Origin of the sequence: Enterobacter cloacae complex sp. R_G8, assembly GCF_024599795.1 — a bacterium.
Lineage (GTDB): Bacteria > Pseudomonadota > Gammaproteobacteria > Enterobacterales > Enterobacteriaceae > Enterobacter > Enterobacter dissolvens.
In genome coordinates this window covers 917,457-937,577 of record NZ_CP102246.1, presented here as the reverse complement: position 1 = coordinate 937,577, position 20,121 = coordinate 917,457, and the positions used below count along the sequence as shown (strand labels likewise).

Genomic DNA, 20,121 nt, shown 5'->3' with positions numbered 1-20,121 from the left:
GAGTGATGATGATCTTTTTAACCCAACGCCTGGACCATGCGCATCCGATTACCGCCAGCGTCACGCTGCCGATTGACGTACGGGTGAAAAGCCGCGCCCGCGTATCGCTAAACGACGGCCGCGAAGCCGGACTGATGCTGCCGCGCGGCCTGCTGCTGCGTGGGGGGGACCTGCTCTGTAACGAAGACGGCAGCGAGGTGATCGAAGTGATTGCCGCCCCGGAGTCCGTCTCCGTGGTGCGCTGCGACGATCCTTTCCTGCTCGCCCGCGCCTGCTACCACCTGGGTAACCGCCACGTGCCGCTGCAAATCATGCCCGGCGAGCTGCGCTATCACCACGATCACGTCCTCGACGACATGCTGCGCCAGTTTGGGCTGGCGGTAACCTTCGCCAGCCTGCCGTTTGAACCCGAAGCGGGGGCCTACACCAGCGAGGCCCACAGTCATAGCCACGCTCACGCTCATTCACATTAAGGATTCATCATGCGCAAGTACTTACCCCTGTTACTGCTGGCTTTTTCCCTGCCTGCGCTGGCACATCCGGGACACGGTGCCGACAGCTTCCATGCTGGTTTTTTCCACCCACTGACCGGACTTGATCACCTGCTGATGCTTGCCGGTGCGGGCGTGCTCTCCGCGCTGAGCGGCCGCAAGCTGCTGCTGCCTTTTGCCACCCTCGGGATGATGCTCGTCGGTGCCATTGCAGGCAGCCTGCTCGGCGGCTTTAGCGGCATGGAGATGCTGATTATCGCCTCGCTGGGCGTCTGCGGCGTGATGATGTTTAAAACCGAAAATCGTCTGCTGCTGGCGGTGCCTACCCTGGCGATGTTCCACGGCTGGGCGCACGGGGTGGAGATGTCCGGCCACAGCTTCTGGCTCTTCACCAGCGGCTTTATGCTGGCCAGCGCCACGGTGCTGTGCGCCAGCTTCGCCGCGGGGTTACTGCTGCGCCGCCACGACGGACTGCGTAAAACTTTTGGCGGCGGGCTTATCGTCTCTGCCCTGCTGGCGCTGATGAGCTGATGGAGCTCGCCCGCCAGCGTCTGCGCCTGATGCAGCTCTCCAGCAGCAGCCTGCCGGTCGGGTCGTTTACCTGGTCACAGGGGCTGGAGTGGGCCGTCGAGACAGGCTGGGTTACCGACGCAGAGGCGTTCAAAAACTGGCAAACCCTGCAGATGGAGCAGAGCTTTTTCTGCGTCGACCTGCCGCTGTTTGCCCGGCTCTACCGGGCCTGTGAAGAGGGCGATCTGGCGGCAGCAAAACGCTGGACGTCATATCTGCTCGCCTGTCGGGAAACCCGTGAACTGCGGGAAGAAGAACGCAATCGCGGCGCCGCCTTTACGCGGCTCATCAAAAGCTGGGAGCCGGACTGTCCGGCCCCGTGGCAGCCGCTGTTTATGCAGAGCCAGCTCAGCGGCATGGCGTGGCTCGGCGTGCGTTGGGGGATTAGCGCGCACGAGATGGCCCTGAGTCTGGGCTACAGCTGGATTGAGAGCGCGGTGATGGCCGGCGTCAAGCTGGTGCCGTTTGGGCAACAGGCCGCGCAGCGGCTGATTATCGAACTGAGCGATCATTTTGCTGCCCGGTTTGAACAGGCATTTTTACGTGACGATGAGGCACTGGGCGCGGCGACGCCGCTGTCCGCCATCGCCTCTGCGCGCCACGAAACACAATATTCACGACTATTCCGTTCCTGAGGAAGCAACATGGCTGATTACAAACATCCCCTGCGCGTGGGCGTGGGTGGCCCGGTGGGGTCGGGTAAAACCGCGCTGCTGGAAGCGCTCTGCAAGGCAATGCGCGACACGTATCACCTGGCGGTGGTGACGAATGATATCTACACCAAAGAGGATCAGCGCATCCTGACCGAAGCAGGCGCGCTTGAGCCGGAGCGCATCGTCGGGGTGGAGACCGGCGGCTGCCCGCACACCGCCATCCGCGAAGATGCGTCAATGAACCTGGCCGCAGTGGAAGCGCTCAGCGAGAAGTTCGGTAACCTGGATCTGATCTTCGTTGAAAGCGGCGGCGATAACCTGAGCGCCACCTTCAGCCCGGAGCTGGCGGATCTGACCATTTACGTGATCGACGTGGCCGAAGGGGAGAAGATCCCGCGCAAGGGCGGGCCGGGGATCACCAAATCCGATTTTCTGGTGATCAACAAAACCGACCTGGCCCCCTACGTTGGCGCCTCACTGGAGGTGATGGAGCGCGACACCAACCGCATGCGCGGCGAGCGTCCGTGGACCTTTACCAACCTGAAAGCGGGGGATGGTCTGGCGACGATTATTGCGTTTCTGGAAGAAAAAGGCATGCTGCGGATCTGAATAAACCGGCCTGGCGCAATGCCAGGCCGTGTGGGTTATTTACAGCTGTTATTGGAAGCGCCCTGTTCACGCCATGCGCCCCACTGCCCGCCGGTTCCCGGGGTTTCCTGGCCCGGGTTGACATACCACTGGTTGAACCAAATTTTTCCGTTGTAAGAGACTTTGGTGCATTTGGTCGGGTAAGCAATTTTGGCGTTATAGGCCGGTGCAGCAGGTTTTACCGGCGTATCGTCTTTTGCCGGGGTGTCGTCTTTCGCGGGTACCGCAGGCTTAGTGACCTTAATGGTCATGCTGTCCGTCGCGGTACGGCCGTCTGCGCCGGTTGTGGTCAGCGTGAAGACCGCTTCTCCCTCGCTGTTGGCCGGAATGACGGCATAGGCATGCGCGCTATCCACGCTCTTCACCAGCGTGCCGTTTAGTTTCGCCTCCAGTGAGAAGGTTTCAGCCCCTTTCGTCACGCTCCAGTTATAGGATTTGGCATTCAGGCTCTTGCTGCCGTCCAGCGGGTAGGTGCTCACGCCAGTGGCCGGTGACACCATGGTGTAATCTGCCCCTGCCGCAGCCGTTGGAGCCGGCGCGACAGGCGTGTTACCGTCTTTCAGCGCCATAATGCGGGCTACCGCGCGCTCCATGTCAGGCTGTGTACCCACTTTCGCCGACTCCCCGTTCGCCAGCGGCGTACCGGTCTCCGCCAGAATCTGACGCATCTGACGCGGCGTCACGGTGATACCATTGGCTTTCGCAATGCCCGACAGGCTCGCGACCACGCCGGCAATAATCGGGTTCGCAGACGACGTGCCGGCGAACGTCGACGTATACTGTGCGTTTGGCGCATTATAAAGGTTGCCAAAGCCCGCGCTGACCACATCCCAGCATCCCCATGACGAACTGGTGACGCGCGATCCGTAGGTACTGAAGTAGGCTCTCTTACCCTCCTTCGCACAAAACGCACCGGCAATGATGGCCCCGGAATCGCGGACATTAACGTCAAATTTACCGTTAAACGCACTATGATCGAGGTTAACGTTGCCGTTCCCTGCCGCTTCAATGACATAGACGCCTTTATCGGTGAGAGCCTTGATGATGTCGTAGTAGCTCTGCACATTCTCCTGCGGCACGTAGCAGGTTGTGGTGCACCCTGTGATCTCACCGCCGCCGGTCTGCATGCCAATCTGTACGACATCGCCTGCTTTGAGCAACGGGATCATGTTATAGAGGTTGTTATAGTGCCAGTCGCTGAAGCCCACGCGGCTTTTCCAGCTAAGCCCACGGACGCCTGCGCCAATGTCTCTTGCCGCCATAATCCCCACTGAAGCCGTATCATGATCGTCAACATATTTATTGCTGCCCTGAATCAGAGCTGGCTTCGGCAGGTTGATATGGTTGACGTTCCAGATATCGTTCTCCATGGAGATAATCGTGACACCTTCTCCTTCGTTGCCAGGATATTTATTCACACTGTCCCGATTGACGCCGCCCATATAATAGCCCTGACGTTTGTCAGTGGGCGATTTAGTGTAATATTGCTGGCTACGAAAGTCTGGTACTGACGATGCCCCCACCGAGCTTTGCACCGTTGATTTTAATGGTGGCTTATTTTGATGTTCTTCACCACTGTATTTATCTAATGATACCGGGACGCTTTCCGGGTAGACTATTTCCACATTCTGGTTTTGTTCCAGTTCCGTAATGACGCGATTGATATAATTTTTATCGGTGCTTTTATTTTCCGGCAAATCAATCCGCACATAACGATCAAAACCGTAGCGTGCATTCAGCTGTGCAAACTCATCAGATTGGGTACTGCGCAGTTTATTTGGACGGAACATACTGGTCGGCACCAGAGCGGGGTCGCTCAGCGTCAGCGTATTTGCCGTGGTTGTGGTTGTACTGGTGGATTTGAGCAACGGTTTGCCCGGCTTCAGCTTCACCACAATCGCAATATAGGATTCGCCGTCCTGGGCAAACTCTGCCTGTGGCGTGGTTTCAGCAAAGGCAGAACATGTCACTGCCGCACATATTAAGAGTGAGAGAAGACTTTTTTTCATTTCGCCAACGTTCCTTTATGACATTTTGATGAGGGAGTTCCTTTTTACAGGATGAATTAACTCCCCATCACAGCCAATAAAAACGCAGGGTAAAAATAGTCAAAATAGATTGGGAAATATGTCAACCAGGATAAGGCAATAATAAGCAAGGAACGAATAAAATAAAAATATCCGTTGAATTATTGAGTCGGTGAAAATGCGGGGGTTATAAAATAATTTGCTCTAATAGAGTAATGAAGCTTCACTGCCTGCTTATCTCCGCCCGAATGTCTGACATTCGGGCGGTGAATTGTCACGCCTCTGGCAACTCCGCCAGCGGCCAGCGAGGACGCACGGAGACGCTCAGATCGGACGTTGCGCCAGCGTTCAGGCGTACCATTCCGGCGTAGGCGATCATCGCCCCGTTATCGGTACAGAATTCCGGACGCGCATAGAACACTTCCCCGCGACGTTTTTGCATCATCTCCGCCAGCTTCGTGCGCAGCGTGCGGTTAGCGCTAACGCCACCCGCCATGACCAGGCGCTTAAAACCGGTCTGATCCAGCGCGCGTTTGCACTTGATCATCAGCGTATCGACCACCGCATCTTCGAACGCACGGGCGATATCCGCACGGGTCTGCTCGCTGTCGTCATTATTGCGGATGGTATTGGCGGCAAAGGTTTTCAGGCCAGAGAAGCTGAAATCCAGCCCCGGACGGTCGGTCATCGGACGCGGGAAGACAAAACGCCCTTCCGTACCCTGCGACGCCATTTTCGAGAGCATCGGGCCACCCGGGTAATCCAGCCCCAGCAGCTTGGCGGTTTTGTCGAAGGCTTCTCCGGCGGCGTCATCAATCGACTCGCCCAACAGCTCATACTTGCCGATGCCGGTCACGCTAATCAGCTGGGTATGGCCGCCTGAGACCAGCAGCGCCACAAACGGGAATTCGGGCGGATTCTCTTCCAGCATCGGTGCCAGAAGATGCCCTTCCATATGGTGAACCGGAATGGCCGGAACATCCCACGCGAAGGCCAGGGAACGGCCCACCGTGGCACCGACCAGCAGCGCGCCGACCAGACCCGGGCCTGCCGTGTAGGCGACGGCATCAATATCAGTTGAGTTCAATCCGGCCTCTTTCAGCGCCGCCTGAATCAGGGGAACCGTTTTACGCACGTGGTCACGAGAGGCCAGTTCAGGCACGACGCCGCCGTAGTCAGCATGCAATTTCACCTGACTATACAGTTGGTTGGCAAGAAGCCCTTTTTCGTCGTCGTAAATGGCGATGCCGGTTTCATCGCAGGATGTTTCAATACCCAGTACACGCATGACTTGTTTTACCTCGTTTCAGTACCGCGCAGTGTAGAGCCTGGGCGGGTTGATGTAAAACTTTGTTCGCCCCAGGACATCCGCTCGTGTATACTCTTCCCCCTTATAAAAGTCCCTTTCAAAAACGCGTCGGTGCTTTACAAAGCAGCAGCATTTGCAGTAAAATTCCGCACCATTTTGAAATAAGCTGGCGTTGATGCCAGCGGCAAACCGAATTTATCAAAGGTGAGAGTTACATGCCGGTAATTAAAGTACGTGAAAACGAGCCGTTCGACGTAGCACTGCGTCGCTTCAAACGTTCATGCGAGAAAGCAGGTGTTCTGGCTGAAGTTCGTCGTCGTGAGTTCTATGAAAAACCAACGACTGAACGTAAGCGCGCTAAAGCTTCTGCAGTGAAACGTCACGCGAAGAAACTGGCTCGCGAAAACGCACGCCGTACTCGTCTGTACTAATCCGTTGAGGGCGATAGTCCTCAATTGACAGACAGAGTAATAGTCGTAAGGCCGTGCTTCCGGAAGGAATGCGCGGCTTGTTTTCGTTTATGAGTTGCTAAAAACTTTTGGGGCATATGGCCGGACGAATCCCACGCGTTTTCATCAATGACCTGCTGGCAAGAACCGACATCGTCGATCTCATCGACGCGCGGGTAAAGCTGAAAAAGCAGGGCAAGAACTACCATGCGTGCTGTCCTTTCCATAACGAAAAAACCCCCTCCTTCACCGTCAACGGTGAAAAGCAGTTTTACCATTGCTTCGGCTGTGGCGCACACGGTAATGCCGTCGATTTTTTAATGAACTATGACAAGCTCGAGTTCGTTGAAACTGTCGAAGAGCTGGCCGCGATGCACAACCTTGAAGTGCCGTATGAAGCGGGCAGTGGACCAAGCCAGATAGAGCGCCATCAGCGTCAAACGCTGTATCAACTGATGGATGGCCTGAATTCGTTTTACCAACAGTCTCTTAAGCACTCTGCGGCTGAGCCTGCGCGTCAATATCTGAACAAGCGCGGACTGAGCGAAGATGTTATTGCGCGTTTCGCTATTGGTTACGCCCCGCCCGGCTGGGACAACGTGTTAAAGCGTTTTGGCGGCAATAGCGAAGATCGTAAATCGCTGATCGACGCAGGCATGCTGGTCACCAACGACCAGGGACGAAGCTACGACCGCTTCCGCGAACGGGTGATGTTCCCGATCCGCGACAAGCGTGGCCGGGTGATTGGTTTTGGGGGGCGCGTGCTGGGTGATGCGCTGCCCAAGTACCTCAACTCCCCGGAGACCGACATTTTCCATAAGGGCCGCCAGCTTTACGGCCTTTATGAAGCGCAGCAGGCGAATGCGGAACCTCCGCGCCTTCTGGTCGTCGAAGGGTATATGGATGTCGTTGCGCTGGCGCAGTACGACATCAATTACGCGGTGGCCTCGTTGGGTACCTCCACCACGGCCGATCATATTCAGCTGCTGTTTCGGGTGACCAACAACGTCATCTGCTGTTACGACGGTGACCGTGCAGGGCGCGATGCCGCCTGGCGTGCGCTGGAAACTGCGCTACCTTATATGACCGACGGGCGGCAGTTACGCTTTATGTTCCTGCCCGACGGTGAAGACCCGGATACGCTGGTGCGTAAAGAGGGCAAAGCGGCGTTTGAAGCGCGGATGGAGCAGGCTCAGCCGCTCTCCACGTTCTTGTTTAACAGCCTGATGCCGCAGGTTGATTTGAGTACTCCTGACGGGCGCGCGCAGCTCAGCACGCTGGCGCTGCCATTAATTAGCCAGGTGCCCGGCGAAACGCTGCGCATCTATCTGCGTCAGGAGTTAGGCAACAAGCTCGGCATTCTGGATGACAGCCAGCTTGAACGTTTAATGCCAAAACAGGCTGAAAACGGCACGGTTCGCCCCGCGCCTCAGCTAAAACGCACAACCATGCGTATACTGATAGGGTTACTGGTCCAAAACCCCGAACTTGCGCCGCAAGTGCCATCGCTGGCGGGTTTGAACCACGAAAAATTGCCCGGGCTGGGCTTATTTTCAGAACTGGTCAACACATGTTTGTCTCAGCCAGGTCTGACCACCGGACAACTTTTAGAACATTATCGCGGCACAAAAGAGGCCGCTACCCTTGAAAAATTGTCGATGTGGGACGATATAGCAGATAAGGACATTGCAGAAAAAACGTTCACCGACTCACTCAACCATATGTTTGATTCGATGCTTGAGTTGCGCCAGGAAGAGTTGATTGCTCGCGAGCGCACACACGGCTTAAGCAGCGAAGAACGCCGGGAACTGTGGATGATTAACCAGGAACTGGCGAAGAAATAAAAGAATTTAACGGCTTAAGTGCCGAATATCGATCGGGAAGCCCCCGGCAGCCGCACTGAGAGGCAGCGGCAAAAATATAAGTACGCCCTCGCTTTAAAGGTTGGCAAACCATCGCCGACACCAATCAAACGAATTAAGTGTGGATACCGTCTTATGGAGCAAAACCCGCAGTCACAGCTGAAACTTCTTGTCCAACGTGGTAAGGAGCAAGGCTATCTGACCTATGCCGAGGTCAATGACCATCTGCCGGAAGATATCGTCGATTCAGATCAAATCGAAGACATCATCCAAATGATCAATGACATGGGCATTCAGGTGATGGAAGAAGCACCGGATGCCGATGATCTGTTGCTGGCTGAAACCTCCAACAACACTGACGAAGATGCGGAAGAAGCTGCTGCACAGGTACTGTCCAGCGTGGAATCTGAAATCGGGCGTACCACTGACCCGGTCCGCATGTACATGCGCGAAATGGGTACCGTTGAACTGTTGACCCGCGAAGGCGAAATTGACATCGCAAAACGCATCGAAGACGGGATCAACCAGGTTCAGTGCTCTGTTGCTGAGTACCCGGAAGCGATCACCTATCTGCTGGAGCAGTACGATCGCGTTGAAGCGGAAGAAGCGCGCCTGTCCGATCTGATCACCGGTTTTGTCGACCCGAACGCTGAAGAAGATATGGCGCCAACCGCCACTCACGTCGGTTCTGAACTGTCTCAGGAAGAGATGGATGACGACGAAGACGAAGATGAAGAAGAGAGCGACGACGACAGCGCCGATGATGACAACAGCATCGACCCGGAACTGGCACGTGAGAAGTTCGCCGAACTGCGTACCCAGTACGAAGTGACGCGTGACACCATCAAAGCCAAAGGTCGCAGTCACGCTGCTGCCCAGGAAGAGATCCTGAAACTGTCTGAAGTCTTCAAACAGTTCCGCCTGGTGCCAAAACAGTTCGACTACCTGGTGAACAGCATGCGCGTGATGATGGATCGCGTACGTACCCAGGAACGCATCATCATGAAGCTGTGCGTTGAGCAGTGCAAAATGCCGAAGAAGAACTTCATCACCCTCTTCACCGGCAACGAAACCAGCGAAACCTGGTTCAACGCGGCTATCGCGATGAACAAGCCGTGGTCTGAAAAACTGCACGACGTGAAAGAAGACGTGCATCGCGGTCTGCAGAAGCTGCAGCAGATTGAAGAAGAGACCGGCCTGACCATTGAGCAGGTTAAAGACATCAACCGTCGTATGTCCATCGGTGAAGCGAAAGCCCGCCGTGCGAAGAAAGAGATGGTTGAAGCAAACTTACGTCTGGTTATCTCTATCGCCAAGAAATACACCAACCGCGGTCTGCAGTTCCTGGATCTGATTCAGGAAGGCAACATCGGTCTGATGAAAGCGGTAGATAAGTTTGAATACCGTCGTGGTTACAAGTTCTCCACCTATGCGACCTGGTGGATCCGTCAGGCGATTACCCGCTCTATCGCAGATCAGGCGCGCACCATCCGTATTCCGGTGCATATGATTGAGACCATCAACAAGCTCAACCGTATTTCCCGACAGATGCTGCAGGAGATGGGCCGCGAGCCGACGCCGGAAGAGCTGGCTGAACGCATGCTGATGCCGGAAGACAAGATCCGCAAAGTGCTGAAGATCGCCAAAGAGCCAATCTCCATGGAAACACCAATCGGTGATGATGAAGATTCGCATCTGGGTGATTTCATCGAGGATACTACCCTCGAGCTGCCGCTGGACTCTGCCACCACCGAGAGCCTGCGTGCTGCCACGCACGATGTGCTGGCTGGTCTGACCGCCCGTGAAGCGAAAGTACTGCGTATGCGTTTCGGTATTGATATGAATACCGACCACACGCTGGAAGAAGTGGGTAAACAATTCGATGTTACCCGCGAACGTATCCGTCAGATCGAAGCGAAGGCGCTGCGTAAACTGCGCCATCCGAGCCGCTCTGAAGTGCTGCGTAGCTTCCTGGACGATTAATCTGCAGCCATGCAGAATGAAGCCCCGATTTATGATCGGGGCTTTTTTTTACCGCAAAATCTTCGCCGGACGCCAGTTTAGATCGTCGGGAAGCGGAATCAGTCCCGAGCTGTCGCCATTAATCCCATAGACATGAGTATTCAGCGAATTCAGCAGGAACTGCACCTGCAACGTGGTAATAAAGCTGTCGATTTTTTGCGAATCTGTGGCCGACTGGCAGGCATCGACATAAACCTTACCTTTATATCCAGGTGGGATCAGAGACCGGATATTGATAAAGCACTGCTCGCCATTGAGATAAAAGTCCCGGTCACCATCCCGGTCGCCGATCACCGGCCTGCCTTCATCACCCTGGAACGCCCCATGGGCAATAATAAACAGATCTTCTTCGAAACCCAGCGGCGGAATAGCACTGTGGAAAATTTTATAGTAACTGAGAAAAACCTCCGGCTCATTGAGGACGGATTCGGCGGCAATCTCCACCAGTTCAGGATCGTCAGTACATACGACAATAATCATCATCACACTCCTCTGAATTATTTAACCGTCCAGGTGTTGTCGAGGTTCAGCACGACATCCACGTTATAGACGTTAGGGTTAAAACTGATTTGCTGGGCGTTAGTAATGCTCTCCGTATCCAGCACTTCACCCGTTTCATAATCACCGAAGGTCACCCAATAAACGGGATGCGGCGTATAGGAGAACTGCAAATTAGGCTGCGCCTCTTTGGCAAAAGTACCGGCTCCCGACATGGCGATACCCACGGAGACCTGATCAAAGGGCACCGTATTATCGTTATGGACATAAAGCGTGCCCGGACGTCCGCCGGTTACCTGATCCCGGAAGGTTAATGCATTACGGGAAGTGGTCAGCGTAACGCTGTTATTCTTAGTAAGATCGGCAGGCCAGGTTTGTGATGCATCAAATTTCACACCAGGTACCAGCGGACCGGTCTCATCCCAGATAAACGCATAATCAATGGTCCACGTAAACTGAACGCGGGTAGTTGGGTGCGCGGGTTCGGTAAACCATGCCAGAGACATCAGCTGCGGGTCGGCAATATCCGGTGCAGTCTGGTAGACACAAATTTTGCCGTAGTTACGCGTGTTGTTTTGAAAAGTAAGCGTGTATTGTTGTGACATTTTCAGTTCCTCTTTACATGATGAGATTGTGTTTATTTAAAGAAAAATTGCTAAAGTGCTTCACCCCCTTTTTGTTTATCAGTAGTAGAACGAATCATTCTTATATTCCGCATACTCACCCCAAACGTGCGTGTTAATTCCGTTGAGGAGAGATTATCCCGCATAGCCATTTGCATGGCCGCGCGACGAATGGCGATAAAAACGCCCCAGGCAGAAGGCAGTTCAATATTCCCGGCTGAATCCACGCGCTTTAACAAACGGTCATACTGTTCTGCTGAAATATCAATGCAGTAGAGTTTTTTAAAACGTTCCTGTTTTTTGGGCAGATATATTTTCCTGCCGCCAAAGTCGTAAATCATATGAAACAGCGTTGAGAACCCACAGACCCCAGCGATCTCCGCCGCCGCCCAGGGCATAGCGGATAAAACGTAATGTGGATAGCGTTCACAAAACTGAATCAGTTCCTTTTCATTTTCTGAGCTCATTGCTGGTAAGCCGGAAAAAATGACAGGATAAGCCTGCAAAAAATGGTCGTTAATTTTATTATTCATACTTACCTCATGGGTCTCTTTTATTCATTGCTAACAGGCAATCTGAATAAGACAGGTAAAGTATTAATCGCAGAAAAGAATACAGACACGGAGGAAGTGTTCCCCCGCGTGAGAAATGCGTGTGTTTAATGAAGCTGAGATAAATTAAATTTTAGAGGCGCTACATAAAAATGAGACGCAGCGCCGAATAAAACAAGGATATATTATAAACCTCTACTCACCAGCGCCTCATCGAGTTCCCTGTAAGCTTCCACCAGTTTATCCAGCGTTGCCCTGTTAAGTCCGCTCGGGTTTGGCAGCACCCATACCTGCGTCACGCCGATGGTGATGGCCTGTTTCCCCCATTTCACCCCGCGCTGGCTGAACGCCTGCTCATAGGCCTGTTTGCCCAGAATCGCCAGCGCGGCAGGCTGGTAGTCTTCGATCTTCTTAATCAGTTCCCGCCCGCCAGTGCGCAGTTCATGCAGGTTGACTTCGCTCGCCTGCACGGTAGGTCGCTCCACCAGCATGGTGATCCCGCAGCGCGTATCCAGCAGATGCTGCTCCTCTTCAGGCTTGAGTAAGCGGTCGGTAAACCCGGCCTGGTAGATCACTTTCCAGAAGCGGTTCCCCGGATGAGCAAAGTGAAAACCGGTATGCGCCGAGGATTTACCGGGGTTGATTCCGCAGAACACCACCCGCAGTCCCGGGGCCAGAATATCGTTGATCATGTTTACTCCCGATTGATACATCATCATGGAAGTATAAAGGATTGATTATGCGTTGTTTATAAAAACAGCAGGCGGGTGTGAATGGCTGGATTGCGGCGGGGAGTTACATTATAATCCACCGCCACGGCCCCTTAGCTCAGTGGTTAGAGCAGGCGACTCATAATCGCTTGGTCGCTGGTTCAAGTCCAGCAGGGGCCACCAAATTTTAGCTTTAGTATCATATAATTAAGCCACTCACATGAGTGGCTTTTTTGTTGGCTCAATTTGCAGTGGCGATGAAATGGCGGTATCGCTGAGTTGTTACAGGGATAAAAAAAACCGCACGAGGCGGTTTTTTTGACTGATGCGGCGATCGCTAACTGCGGTTCACCGAGGGCGCCCGGGCACGCTCTGGCATGCCAGGGGCTGCAATCAGGCGCTCAACAGACTCCATGGTGACAAACGTACAGCTGCAATCAACGTTGGTACACTGGTGATAACGCTCTTTGGTATTTTCACTCAAATAGCGACTGGTTCGCGCATGTGCCGAGTGCTTACATTTAGGACAATGAAACATACCGCCTCCGTTTAATTCACTTTTTGTGAATTAATAATACCCCAAAGGCGTAAAATTAAAAGCATACTACTCGCTTTCGATGGAAAATTTTTCGTCGGCAATGTCAGGTTCAAGATTCACCTCCGTCGTAAAGCCTCTTCCGTCAAGGGTGTGTACGACCCGGCTGACGATCCACGCTTGCTCGTCAATCGCCCGCTTAAAGCCTTTTACCTGAAGGGGGGTTTCGGGAAAAAGGTCAGCTTTCCCCAGCGCCAGCTGGATAGAAAATTTCACCACCCCGCGCTGTAAAGCACGCCATTTGGCTTCAGCCGCTCTGAGTGCCTGCGCTTCGGAGGCAAAAATAGTGGTCAACTCAAAGACGTTATCGGCGGCACCAACCAATGTCTCCTGCGGCGTTTGCTCCGTGCTGCCGGATACGGCTGCGGCATCCGGATGAGGTAACGCACCTGTCGCTGCCGCCTGAGGCAGACGATTGATGCTGACCTTGGGGTGTTGTTGTTTAGGATCGCTCGTTTGCAGCCATTTGGCCGTCACGCCGGAATACGCTTCGCGATCGGCGATGGAAAAGCTGTGTTTATCGCCATCGGCGCGTTCAATCACCTTCAACGGAACCGGTTTGCCGCTGGCCGTCACGGCGCCGCCCGCTTTCATGAAAAGCACCTTCCCTTCCTTAACGGCCACAAACGCGCCATTGCGTTCAGCCAGGCGGGAGAGAAACGCGGCATCGGACTCCTGAGTCTGGTCGATATGCGCAATGGCTATGGATGAAAATTCCGCCGCCACGCTGGCGCTAAGCTGGTTGCGCTGCGCGATGGTATCAACAATTTCGCCGAGGGTGGTGTCATGCCATGACTGCTCGCGACGAACGTTGAGCTTGCCACGAAAATCGGCGCTGCGCCCACGAATGGTTAACCGGTCCGGCGCCCCCCGAAATTCAATATCATCGACCGTGAAATTCCCCTTCGGCTCCAGAGGGGTGCCCTGCCAGCCCAGCCATAGAGTAATAAACGCGCCGCGAGCCGGCAGGTCTAACAGACCGTCGGAATCATCCAGCTCAATGTCCACCTGATCGGCTTCCAGGCCTCGGTTGTCAGTCATGGTCAAGCGGATAAGGCGATGGCTAAAATTTTGCGTAATATCACGGCCATTAAGCTTGAGCATAAAATCGGGGGCGATTTTCCCCCCCGCCCGGACATTCATTTCCGTGATCATCCCAGCAGCCCTCCGATTTCGGTACGCGCGCTGGTCACCAGCTCTTCAGCCTGTGTTCTCAGGTCGCCAAACATCGCCATCAGCGATTCATCAACGCGCTTCAGCGAAAGCGTAAAATCAATTTTACGCGCCGTACCATCGCTGTAAAAATCCGTATGGGTGTGCGTGACCTTATCAATCACAAACATGCCATGGATAATGCCCGTCCCGTCAATCAGCGGCCAGGCCCGCCCCTCATTCGCCATCAGTTCGATGGCTTTGAGGGACAATCGCCCTCCGGTAATTTCAGGATAAAGCGTTCCGGAGAGCGTATGGGATGTATCGCCCTCACCCAGATACTGCCAGGCTTTGGGCTTCCCGATGCGATCGTTAGAGGCCCAGCGGTAATCCTTTGAAAACTGCATTGACTGATACGGCAAGGTTCGTCGCTCAAAGACAAACAGCCCCAGCACCATTAACATTTTCTCTCTCCTTACTCATACATAAAGCGCGATCGCTGGTTCGCCGCTCTCTGATTCTCTCTGCTGTCCAGGGCATCCTGAATTTGGCGGCTGAGGTCCGCGCCGGAGGTCATGTCACCCTGCAGCGTGAAGTGATATTCGCTCCTGCTCTGATCGACATAAGAGCGTCCGCCAGTGGCCAGCGCTGGCTGATACTTCAGATAGCCACCATAGGTCGATGTCGGCGGAATATACGCACTGCCCGGCGCAGAGGAAGCCGCCCCTGCGTTAGCCGCAGCGGGCTCGATGTTATCCGACTCTGTTTTGATAAGACCGAGTTTATCCAGTAGCCAGGTCGCCTTGCTGCTCAGAGTGTTGAACAGATTAAGCGGTGCCATCAACGCCTCCCCGAGCATCTGACCGAACATCACCCCCGCGTTTTTGCAACTGTCGAGCGTTTCCTGAGTCGCTTTGATTGGCGTAATCAGGTCAGTAAACCACTGCCAGATCCCGCCCAGCTTCTCTGAGATGAAACCAAACGCCTGCAGAAGTGGAGAAAACAGCTCGCCCAGTGGAGCAAAGGCCACAGAAAGCCCTTCCATCACCCCGGTAAAGAAGGCGCTGACAGGTTCCCAGTATTTAAAAATCAGTAATGCACCCGCCGCAATCGCCGCACCAATGGCAATGATGGGCCAGCTGAGTGCACCCAGGATCGCCATGATGCTACCGCCGACCACGCTGAAGGCGGTGCCTAACATCCCGGCGGCGGTAATGACCAGGTTCAGGCCGGTCACCATCGGCGCAACGACCGTGCCCAGCCCGCCCACTATGCCGGCAAACGCCTGCGCGCCGACGATAACCCCGACCAGGCCTTGCGTCAGTGCGGGGTTGGCATTCACCCACAGAGAGAGCGTACTGATCCACCCGGTCGCGGTGGTGGTCAGGGTACGCAGGGCGCCATCCGCCTTATCAAATACATCCATCTTCAGGCCGTTCCACACCGCCTGAAGCTTGCCTATATCACCGGCAAGGTTATCGGACTGAACGGCAGCTACCCGCGCGGTACTGCCCTTTGCCCCCTGGAGCTGCTGACGTTTCTCAGACAGCGTTCCATTACCCGCGGCGGAGACCAGTACCGCAGCGCCTTGCGCGTTTTCCTGACCGAAAATGGTCTTCAGGTACGCCATCTGCTGCGCGGTACCGAGTTGGCTCTTTTCAAAGGATGCGGAGAGGGCTTTGAGGATCTGCTCCGCAGGCAGCAGATTGCCTTGTACATCATGGGTCTGTACGTTCAGTTCACCCAGCGCGGCAGAACCCTGACCGTTCTGCATCTGCAGATGGCTCAGCACAGCGCCGACCCCGGCGCCAGCCGTGCTCCCTTTCATCCCCTTTTCCATCAGAATGCCAAGCAGCGCGGTCGTATCTTCAAGGCTCACGCCAGCGCCGCTGGCAATTGGCGCGACAGAGGCCACGGCAGCACCCAGCTCGGTAAGGCTGGTGTGAGAGGAGGTAAATCCGCGGGTCAGCACGTCTGCGACACGCCCAGCATCGGTATTGGCCAGGTTGAACGCGGTCTGTGCATTGCTGATGATGTCAGCGGCGTTTGCGGCATCGACATTTCCCGCAAGGCTGAGATTGACCGCAGGAAGCGTGGCTGCAAGCACACCCTCGGCGTCATATCCTGAACGAACCAGCTCGGTCTGCGCCCGGGTGACCGCCTCCGTTGAGGTTCCCGTACCGGCACTGACGTCCCGCGCCTGCTGGCGAATAGCCTCAAGCCTGACATCCCCCTTCTCCAGACCAAGACTGGCCTGAATAGCAGACATCTGCTTTTCAGCACTGATACCCGGCGCCATAAACCGGGACATCTGGTCAACGCCCGTCTTTGCCATGCTCACGCCTGCGCCAGCGATCTGATGCACGCGCGTGGCAACACGTTTGCCGGATTCGTAGCGACGCTGAACGGCATTGAGCCGCTCCTGCTGCTGATTAACCCGGGCGAGTGCCTCTCGTTGTCCGTTGAGCTGCTGCGTTTTTTCGCCGATGCTCTTTCTTAAACGACGTTCATCTGCTGCCAGGGTACGGGTGTTAATCCCCGCCTGCGCCAGTTCGCCGCGCTGGCGCTGGACGGACTGGCGCAGAGTGTTGTACTCAAGCTTCAGGGCGGCGGCAGACTGGCGGGCTGCCGTCAGCGCATCGTTCTGCTCCCGGGTGGGGTTTTGCGTGTTTTTCAGTTCACGCGCCAGTGCCGCCGTCTGTTGTTTCGCCATGGCAAGCGCCTGCCCCGTCATGGTGAGCTGACTGCTTGTTTTTCTGAATCCATCGACGCGGGCCGCCTGCTCATCGAGCGCGCGCAGCGCCGCCTGCGATTCACCGATCTCTCCCTCAAGAGAGAGACTGGCATTGTGGATAGCTTTGAGCGGTCGGCTTGCCCTGGCGACTGCATCCAGCAGCGCCTGAAGTCTGACATTATTACTCATGGTGGTTTCCGCTTCGCTGCAGCGCCTTTTCGCGCCATATGAGGAGTTCGGTCACGCTCAGGGGGTACAGCTCTGACGGCGGCCAGTGAAAAATCACCGCGATATCCGCCATCAGATCGTCGACCGACAGGTTTTCAGGAAATTTCAGCGAGCCGAAGTCGGTGACAAAAAACCGACCACCTTACCGGCAAAAGAGAGCAGGTCGGAGGCATCCAGACGTGCAATCTCATGTTCGGTCAACGCCGGAGAGGTCATTCGCGGCAGCACCTTAATCAGGGCATCCACGTCGGATTGCGCCAGCGACGCCAGCGATACGCCACGCAGGGTGCCCGCATTGGGTTTTGCGACGGTCACTTTTTCGATTTTATGCTCGCCGCGCAGAACGGGGCTATCAAGCGTGACGGTGTTTGGGTTTTCGCTTTCGTTGATAACAGTCTCGTTGATATTTTCCATTTCGTTACTCTCAAAAAGGGTAAGTAACCGGCCAGCAGCTGCGGCCGGTTAAGGGTTACAGGCCGATGGCCTTACGGTGTTCCGCCAGACGATCGACGCCGTCGACTTTCAGCACCATGTTGATGATGTCAATCTCGATAACCTCTTTGCCATCGATAGTGAGCTGGTAGTAAGCGCACTCGGTGGACATCTTGGTCGTGCCGCTTTCGCCCTGCTTGTTCTCGCCGCCGTCAAACTCTTTGTGACGGCCACGCATCACGATCTCCACCGCAGAGATTTCGCCGGTATCGTCACGCTGGAAGGAACCGGTAAAACGCAGCGGCACGCTGTCCGCGCCTGGCGAGGCATACTGCGCCCACAGTGCAACGTCCGGCAGACCACCAATGGTCCACTCCAGCGCCATGGCATCATCGTCCAGGCCGAGGTCGACAGAGACCGAACCCGGCATACCGCCGCCGCGATACTTCTCCAGCTTGCGGGTGAGCTTCGGTAAGGTGACAGACTCAACAACGCCCATATAGCTCAGGCCATCGTTGAACATATTCAGATATTTAAGTTTGCGTGGTAACGCCATGCTGCAGCTCCTTAGCTGTTAACCGAATCTGACAGGTCTGCCAGATAGGTATCGGTGATGCGCTGGCGCAGGGTCAGATTCTCCAGCGGCGGAACAGGGGTGTAGTCGTAATCGATATACAGTTTCCCCGCTTTGAGGGTCGACACGTCATTCGATTCCGGGTCATACCAGCAGGAGCCGTCAACGATGTAGCCGTTGGTTTTCAGCTCGCGGAATTTGGCATTGATACCGGAAATGATGTCGCGGATAAGCGTTGGGGTAATGGGTTTATCCATCGCCCATGCGTGCGCTTCCGCCATGGTGTCGGCCAGTACCTGCGCGGTACGGGTGTAGTTTTCAAACAGGAATAACGGATCGTCAGAGCAGGTACGGTTGCCCCAGAATTTGAAACTGTCATTGCGAATCAGCGTAGTCACGCCCGCCTGGTTAAGCAGGTTGGCATCGGTGGCCTGTTCCTGCAGGTCCCAGGAGACAGAAGCGCTCACCCCGGTGACGCCGTTAACACCGACGTTGGACAGGGTTTTATGCCAGCCGGTAGTCTGGTCAATCTTGGCGCGCAGACCAAGTGCGCGTGCGGTCGCCCAGGCCGTTTTGGTGGCGTTCGTCGTGGTATCCCACGCCAGGAAATCCGGGTGAATAACCATCAGCTCACGCTGGCTGAAGTTTTTGCGATAGTTGATCGCCTCAGGAATGGTTTTACAGCCCCATGCGCTGACATAGCCAAACGCACGCAGGCTCTGACACGTCGCTGCCAGCGCGGTCGCCACTTCCTGCGAATCCAGACCCGGTACACCAAGAATGCGTGGTTTAACGCCGGTCACCGTTTTCGCGGTGAGAAGTGCCTTCAGACCGGTGTATTTGCCGTTTTCATCGGTGGTACCGATGATGTTAGAAATGGTTTCTTTCTGTGCGGCTTCCGGGTCGTCCGGGTTATCGACACCTTCGGCCACGCGAACAACAACGACAACCGGTTTACACTGATCGGCAATCGCCTGAAGGGAAGCGGACAGCGTGCCTGTTTTCCCGGCTTTCGCAATCGCGGATTGTACATTGGTAATGAGCACAGGCTCGTTAAGAGGGAATGTCTGTTCGTCAGCATCGCTGGCCGTACAGACCATACCGATGATTGCCGTCGAGACGGTGGAAATGGTGCGTGTGCCATCGTTGATTTCGATGACTTCCACGCCGTGGTGATAGTCGCCCATCCGTTTAACTCCGTGGTTTAGTGGAGCATCTATTCTCTTGCATCAGCGGTTTATGCTCTATATAACTGAGTTCGTTTGCACATAACACAACAATCTATTCACCAGCGAATATATAAAAACTCTGTTGAGCCACAATAGTGTTACGGGGATTATGGACATTAATAAAATCCATTATGTTGACCTTTTAAATGCAATGAATTTTTATCGTTCACATATATACCATCTAACTAGATATGGAAATCGGTTACCAAAAACTTAATTCCGAAATAACACTTAAAAGTGAATAACCTCAATTAATATAAAAAGCACGCCGCTAATAAAATCAAGTGTAAATCAAGCTTAAAAATAATTATCGTAACGTGAGATCCCCCCATGGGGGGGGCTACTATCACGGTTCTTCTGGCCATACAGGGCTATCAGTTCGAACTCTGCTCACCAGCACACGATAATTCCGCCATGCAGGGAGTGCTGCTTCCTCTTCTTTGGTGCTGATTCCGAGCTCTATCGCATCGTTTAAAACAGCTATTTTTTCACTAACCACCCGCATTATTTGTGCTTTTTTTTCCTCGACAATCCCCCTCATCTCATGTTGCGTAGGTGGTGGTGGTTCTGACGGCACAGGCTGACCGAATTCGTTTGGTCTAATCACCTCCCCCCTTGCCTGACAATTAAGAATATAGGTATACCATTCTGTCGAGATTTCCTTAATATCATCTGGTAATGTACCTGCCTTAATATAATCAGGAATAAGCAAAGAGGGATAAAAAGCATTAGTTTTTGCGCTGTAATAGTATTTATCATTCATA

At 54.5% G+C, this 20,121-nt stretch carries 22 protein-coding genes and 1 tRNA gene; 8 read left to right on the top strand and 15 right to left on the bottom strand.

What is annotated here, in order from left to right; all coding sequences use genetic code 11:
* The first annotated feature begins 8 nt into the window (after positions 1-8).
* The 4 genes from ureE to ureG are packed head-to-tail and all read left to right on the top strand — an operon-like array spanning position 9 to position 2,323.
* Complete coding sequence (ureE, locus tag NQ842_RS04480) at positions 9-473, top strand: urease accessory protein UreE (RefSeq protein WP_257256904.1); 465 nt, start codon at positions 9-11, stop codon at positions 471-473.
* A gap of 9 nt (positions 474-482) precedes the next feature.
* The gene (locus NQ842_RS04475; RefSeq protein ID WP_257256551.1) at positions 483-1,022 is read left to right on the top strand and encodes a HupE/UreJ family protein; all 540 of its coding nucleotides are present in this window, start codon (positions 483-485) and stop codon (positions 1,020-1,022) included.
* Complete coding sequence (locus NQ842_RS04470; RefSeq protein WP_257256550.1) at positions 1,022-1,696, top strand: urease accessory protein UreF; 675 nt, start codon at positions 1,022-1,024, stop codon at positions 1,694-1,696. The genes NQ842_RS04475 and NQ842_RS04470 overlap by 1 nt, the downstream gene beginning before the upstream one ends.
* A gap of 9 nt (positions 1,697-1,705) precedes the next feature.
* Positions 1,706-2,323, top strand: a complete 618-nt coding sequence (gene ureG, locus NQ842_RS04465) for an urease accessory protein UreG (RefSeq protein WP_003862566.1) — start codon at positions 1,706-1,708, stop codon at positions 2,321-2,323.
* Positions 2,324-2,358: 35 nt separating this feature from the next.
* Here the strand turns inward: ureG and NQ842_RS04460 are convergent, their stop codons facing one another.
* Both NQ842_RS04460 and tsaD read right to left on the bottom strand, forming a co-directional pair.
* The gene (locus tag NQ842_RS04460) at positions 2,359-4,371 is read right to left on the bottom strand and encodes a S8 family serine peptidase (RefSeq protein ID WP_257256549.1); all 2,013 of its coding nucleotides are present in this window, start codon (positions 4,369-4,371) and stop codon (positions 2,359-2,361) included.
* A gap of 292 nt (positions 4,372-4,663) precedes the next feature.
* Positions 4,664-5,677 (bottom strand): tRNA (adenosine(37)-N6)-threonylcarbamoyltransferase complex transferase subunit TsaD, encoded by a 1,014-nt coding sequence (gene tsaD / locus NQ842_RS04455; protein ID WP_014833323.1) that lies wholly within the window; start codon positions 5,675-5,677, stop codon positions 4,664-4,666.
* A 236-nt stretch (positions 5,678-5,913) separates the two neighbouring features.
* On the opposite strand from tsaD, the gene rpsU reads away from it, so the two are divergent.
* The 3 genes from rpsU to rpoD all read left to right on the top strand — a co-directional run bounded on the left by rpsU (position 5,914) and on the right by rpoD (position 9,992).
* Complete coding sequence (rpsU, locus tag NQ842_RS04450; protein WP_001144069.1) at positions 5,914-6,129, top strand: 30S ribosomal protein S21; 216 nt, start codon at positions 5,914-5,916, stop codon at positions 6,127-6,129.
* Positions 6,130-6,245: 116 nt separating this feature from the next.
* Positions 6,246-7,991 carry a DNA primase gene (gene dnaG, locus NQ842_RS04445; protein WP_373371035.1) on the top strand — a complete coding sequence of 582 codons (1,746 nt, stop codon included), beginning with the start codon at positions 6,246-6,248 and terminating at the stop codon, positions 7,989-7,991.
* Positions 7,992-8,144: 153 nt separating this feature from the next.
* Positions 8,145-9,992: an RNA polymerase sigma factor RpoD gene (gene rpoD / locus NQ842_RS04440; RefSeq protein WP_013098777.1), complete on the top strand. Its 1,848-nt coding sequence runs from the start codon at positions 8,145-8,147 to the stop codon at positions 9,990-9,992.
* Between the two features lie 48 nt (positions 9,993-10,040).
* Here the strand turns inward: rpoD and NQ842_RS04435 are convergent, their stop codons facing one another.
* From NQ842_RS04435 to mug, 4 genes are all read right to left on the bottom strand, one after another.
* Positions 10,041-10,514 (bottom strand): hypothetical protein, encoded by a 474-nt coding sequence (locus NQ842_RS04435; protein ID WP_223813278.1) that lies wholly within the window; start codon positions 10,512-10,514, stop codon positions 10,041-10,043.
* Between the two features lie 14 nt (positions 10,515-10,528).
* Positions 10,529-11,134, bottom strand: coding sequence for a hypothetical protein (locus tag NQ842_RS04430; RefSeq protein WP_050860577.1), 606 nt, complete (start codon positions 11,132-11,134; stop codon positions 10,529-10,531).
* A 50-nt stretch (positions 11,135-11,184) separates the two neighbouring features.
* Positions 11,185-11,685 carry a hypothetical protein gene (locus tag NQ842_RS04425; protein ID WP_050860576.1) on the bottom strand — a complete coding sequence of 167 codons (501 nt, stop codon included), beginning with the start codon at positions 11,683-11,685 and terminating at the stop codon, positions 11,185-11,187.
* Between the two features lie 203 nt (positions 11,686-11,888).
* The gene (gene mug / locus NQ842_RS04420; protein ID WP_050860575.1) at positions 11,889-12,395 is read right to left on the bottom strand and encodes a G/U mismatch-specific DNA glycosylase; all 507 of its coding nucleotides are present in this window, start codon (positions 12,393-12,395) and stop codon (positions 11,889-11,891) included.
* Positions 12,396-12,520: 125 nt separating this feature from the next.
* On the opposite strand from mug, the gene NQ842_RS04415 reads away from it, so the two are divergent.
* Positions 12,521-12,596: transfer RNA gene (locus NQ842_RS04415), tRNA-Ile, on the top strand.
* Positions 12,597-12,750: 154 nt separating this feature from the next.
* On the opposite strand, the gene NQ842_RS04410 is transcribed toward NQ842_RS04415, so the two are convergent.
* The 9 genes from NQ842_RS04410 to NQ842_RS04370 all read right to left on the bottom strand — a co-directional run bounded on the left by NQ842_RS04410 (position 12,751) and on the right by NQ842_RS04370 (position 20,120).
* A complete protein-coding gene (locus NQ842_RS04410) occupies positions 12,751-12,951 on the bottom strand; it encodes an ogr/Delta-like zinc finger family protein (RefSeq protein ID WP_014833326.1) in 201 nt (66 codons plus the stop codon).
* Positions 12,952-13,017: 66 nt separating this feature from the next.
* Positions 13,018-14,163, bottom strand: coding sequence for a phage late control D family protein (locus tag NQ842_RS04405; protein ID WP_257256548.1), 1,146 nt, complete (start codon positions 14,161-14,163; stop codon positions 13,018-13,020).
* On the bottom strand, positions 14,160-14,624 hold the full coding sequence (locus NQ842_RS04400) for a phage tail protein (protein WP_014833328.1): 465 nt from the start codon (positions 14,622-14,624) through the stop codon (positions 14,160-14,162). Before NQ842_RS04400 ends, NQ842_RS04405 begins: the two co-directional genes overlap by 4 nt.
* A gap of 11 nt (positions 14,625-14,635) precedes the next feature.
* Positions 14,636-17,083, bottom strand: coding sequence for a phage tail tape measure protein (locus NQ842_RS04395; RefSeq protein ID WP_257256547.1), 2,448 nt, complete (start codon positions 17,081-17,083; stop codon positions 14,636-14,638).
* Positions 17,076-17,195, bottom strand: coding sequence for a GpE family phage tail protein (locus NQ842_RS04390; RefSeq protein WP_014833330.1), 120 nt, complete (start codon positions 17,193-17,195; stop codon positions 17,076-17,078). Before NQ842_RS04390 ends, NQ842_RS04395 begins: the two co-directional genes overlap by 8 nt.
* Positions 17,196-17,227: 32 nt before the next feature.
* Complete coding sequence (locus NQ842_RS04385; RefSeq protein ID WP_257256545.1) at positions 17,228-17,536, bottom strand: phage tail assembly protein; 309 nt, start codon at positions 17,534-17,536, stop codon at positions 17,228-17,230.
* Between the two features lie 55 nt (positions 17,537-17,591).
* Entirely contained in the window at positions 17,592-18,110 is a 519-nt protein-coding gene (locus NQ842_RS04380; RefSeq protein WP_257256544.1) for a phage major tail tube protein, read from the bottom strand.
* A gap of 11 nt (positions 18,111-18,121) precedes the next feature.
* Positions 18,122-19,315, bottom strand: coding sequence for a phage tail sheath protein (locus NQ842_RS04375; protein WP_257256543.1), 1,194 nt, complete (start codon positions 19,313-19,315; stop codon positions 18,122-18,124).
* 388 nt (positions 19,316-19,703) lie between these two features.
* Positions 19,704-20,120, bottom strand: coding sequence for a tail fiber assembly protein (locus tag NQ842_RS04370; protein WP_257256542.1), 417 nt, complete (start codon positions 20,118-20,120; stop codon positions 19,704-19,706).
* Position 20,121 lies beyond the last annotated feature (1 nt).

Coding starts and splice junctions, on each gene's coding strand:
- NQ842_RS04470 (WP_257256550.1), top strand. CDS start 1,022: ATGGAGCTCGCCCGCCAGCGTCTGCGCCTGATGCAGCTCTCCAGCAGC.
- NQ842_RS04410 (WP_014833326.1), bottom strand. CDS start 12,951: ATGTTTCATTGTCCTAAATGTAAGCACTCGGCACATGCGCGAACCAGT.
- rpoD (WP_013098777.1), top strand. CDS start 8,145: ATGGAGCAAAACCCGCAGTCACAGCTGAAACTTCTTGTCCAACGTGGT.
- ureG (WP_003862566.1), top strand. CDS start 1,706: ATGGCTGATTACAAACATCCCCTGCGCGTGGGCGTGGGTGGCCCGGTG.
- NQ842_RS04405 (WP_257256548.1), bottom strand. CDS start 14,163: ATGATCACGGAAATGAATGTCCGGGCGGGGGGGAAAATCGCCCCCGAT.
- NQ842_RS04430 (WP_050860577.1), bottom strand. CDS start 11,134: ATGTCACAACAATACACGCTTACTTTTCAAAACAACACGCGTAACTAC.
- rpsU (WP_001144069.1), top strand. CDS start 5,914: ATGCCGGTAATTAAAGTACGTGAAAACGAGCCGTTCGACGTAGCACTG.
- NQ842_RS04475 (WP_257256551.1), top strand. CDS start 483: ATGCGCAAGTACTTACCCCTGTTACTGCTGGCTTTTTCCCTGCCTGCG.
- NQ842_RS04460 (WP_257256549.1), bottom strand. CDS start 4,371: ATGAAAAAAAGTCTTCTCTCACTCTTAATATGTGCGGCAGTGACATGT.
- NQ842_RS04395 (WP_257256547.1), bottom strand. CDS start 17,083: ATGAGTAATAATGTCAGACTTCAGGCGCTGCTGGATGCAGTCGCCAGG.
- NQ842_RS04375 (WP_257256543.1), bottom strand. CDS start 19,315: ATGGGCGACTATCACCACGGCGTGGAAGTCATCGAAATCAACGATGGC.
- NQ842_RS04400 (WP_014833328.1), bottom strand. CDS start 14,624: ATGTTAATGGTGCTGGGGCTGTTTGTCTTTGAGCGACGAACCTTGCCG.
- NQ842_RS04390 (WP_014833330.1), bottom strand. CDS start 17,195: ATGGCGGATATCGCGGTGATTTTTCACTGGCCGCCGTCAGAGCTGTAC.
- NQ842_RS04425 (WP_050860576.1), bottom strand. CDS start 11,685: ATGAATAATAAAATTAACGACCATTTTTTGCAGGCTTATCCTGTCATT.
- ureE (WP_257256904.1), top strand. CDS start 9: ATGATCTTTTTAACCCAACGCCTGGACCATGCGCATCCGATTACCGCC.
- NQ842_RS04385 (WP_257256545.1), bottom strand. CDS start 17,536: ATGGAAAATATCAACGAGACTGTTATCAACGAAAGCGAAAACCCAAAC.
- NQ842_RS04380 (WP_257256544.1), bottom strand. CDS start 18,110: ATGGCGTTACCACGCAAACTTAAATATCTGAATATGTTCAACGATGGC.
- NQ842_RS04435 (WP_223813278.1), bottom strand. CDS start 10,514: ATGATGATTATTGTCGTATGTACTGACGATCCTGAACTGGTGGAGATT.
- mug (WP_050860575.1), bottom strand. CDS start 12,395: ATGATCAACGATATTCTGGCCCCGGGACTGCGGGTGGTGTTCTGCGGA.
- tsaD (WP_014833323.1), bottom strand. CDS start 5,677: ATGCGTGTACTGGGTATTGAAACATCCTGCGATGAAACCGGCATCGCC.
- dnaG (WP_373371035.1), top strand. CDS start 6,246: ATGGCCGGACGAATCCCACGCGTTTTCATCAATGACCTGCTGGCAAGA.
- NQ842_RS04370 (WP_257256542.1), bottom strand. CDS start 20,120: ATGAATGATAAATACTATTACAGCGCAAAAACTAATGCTTTTTATCCC.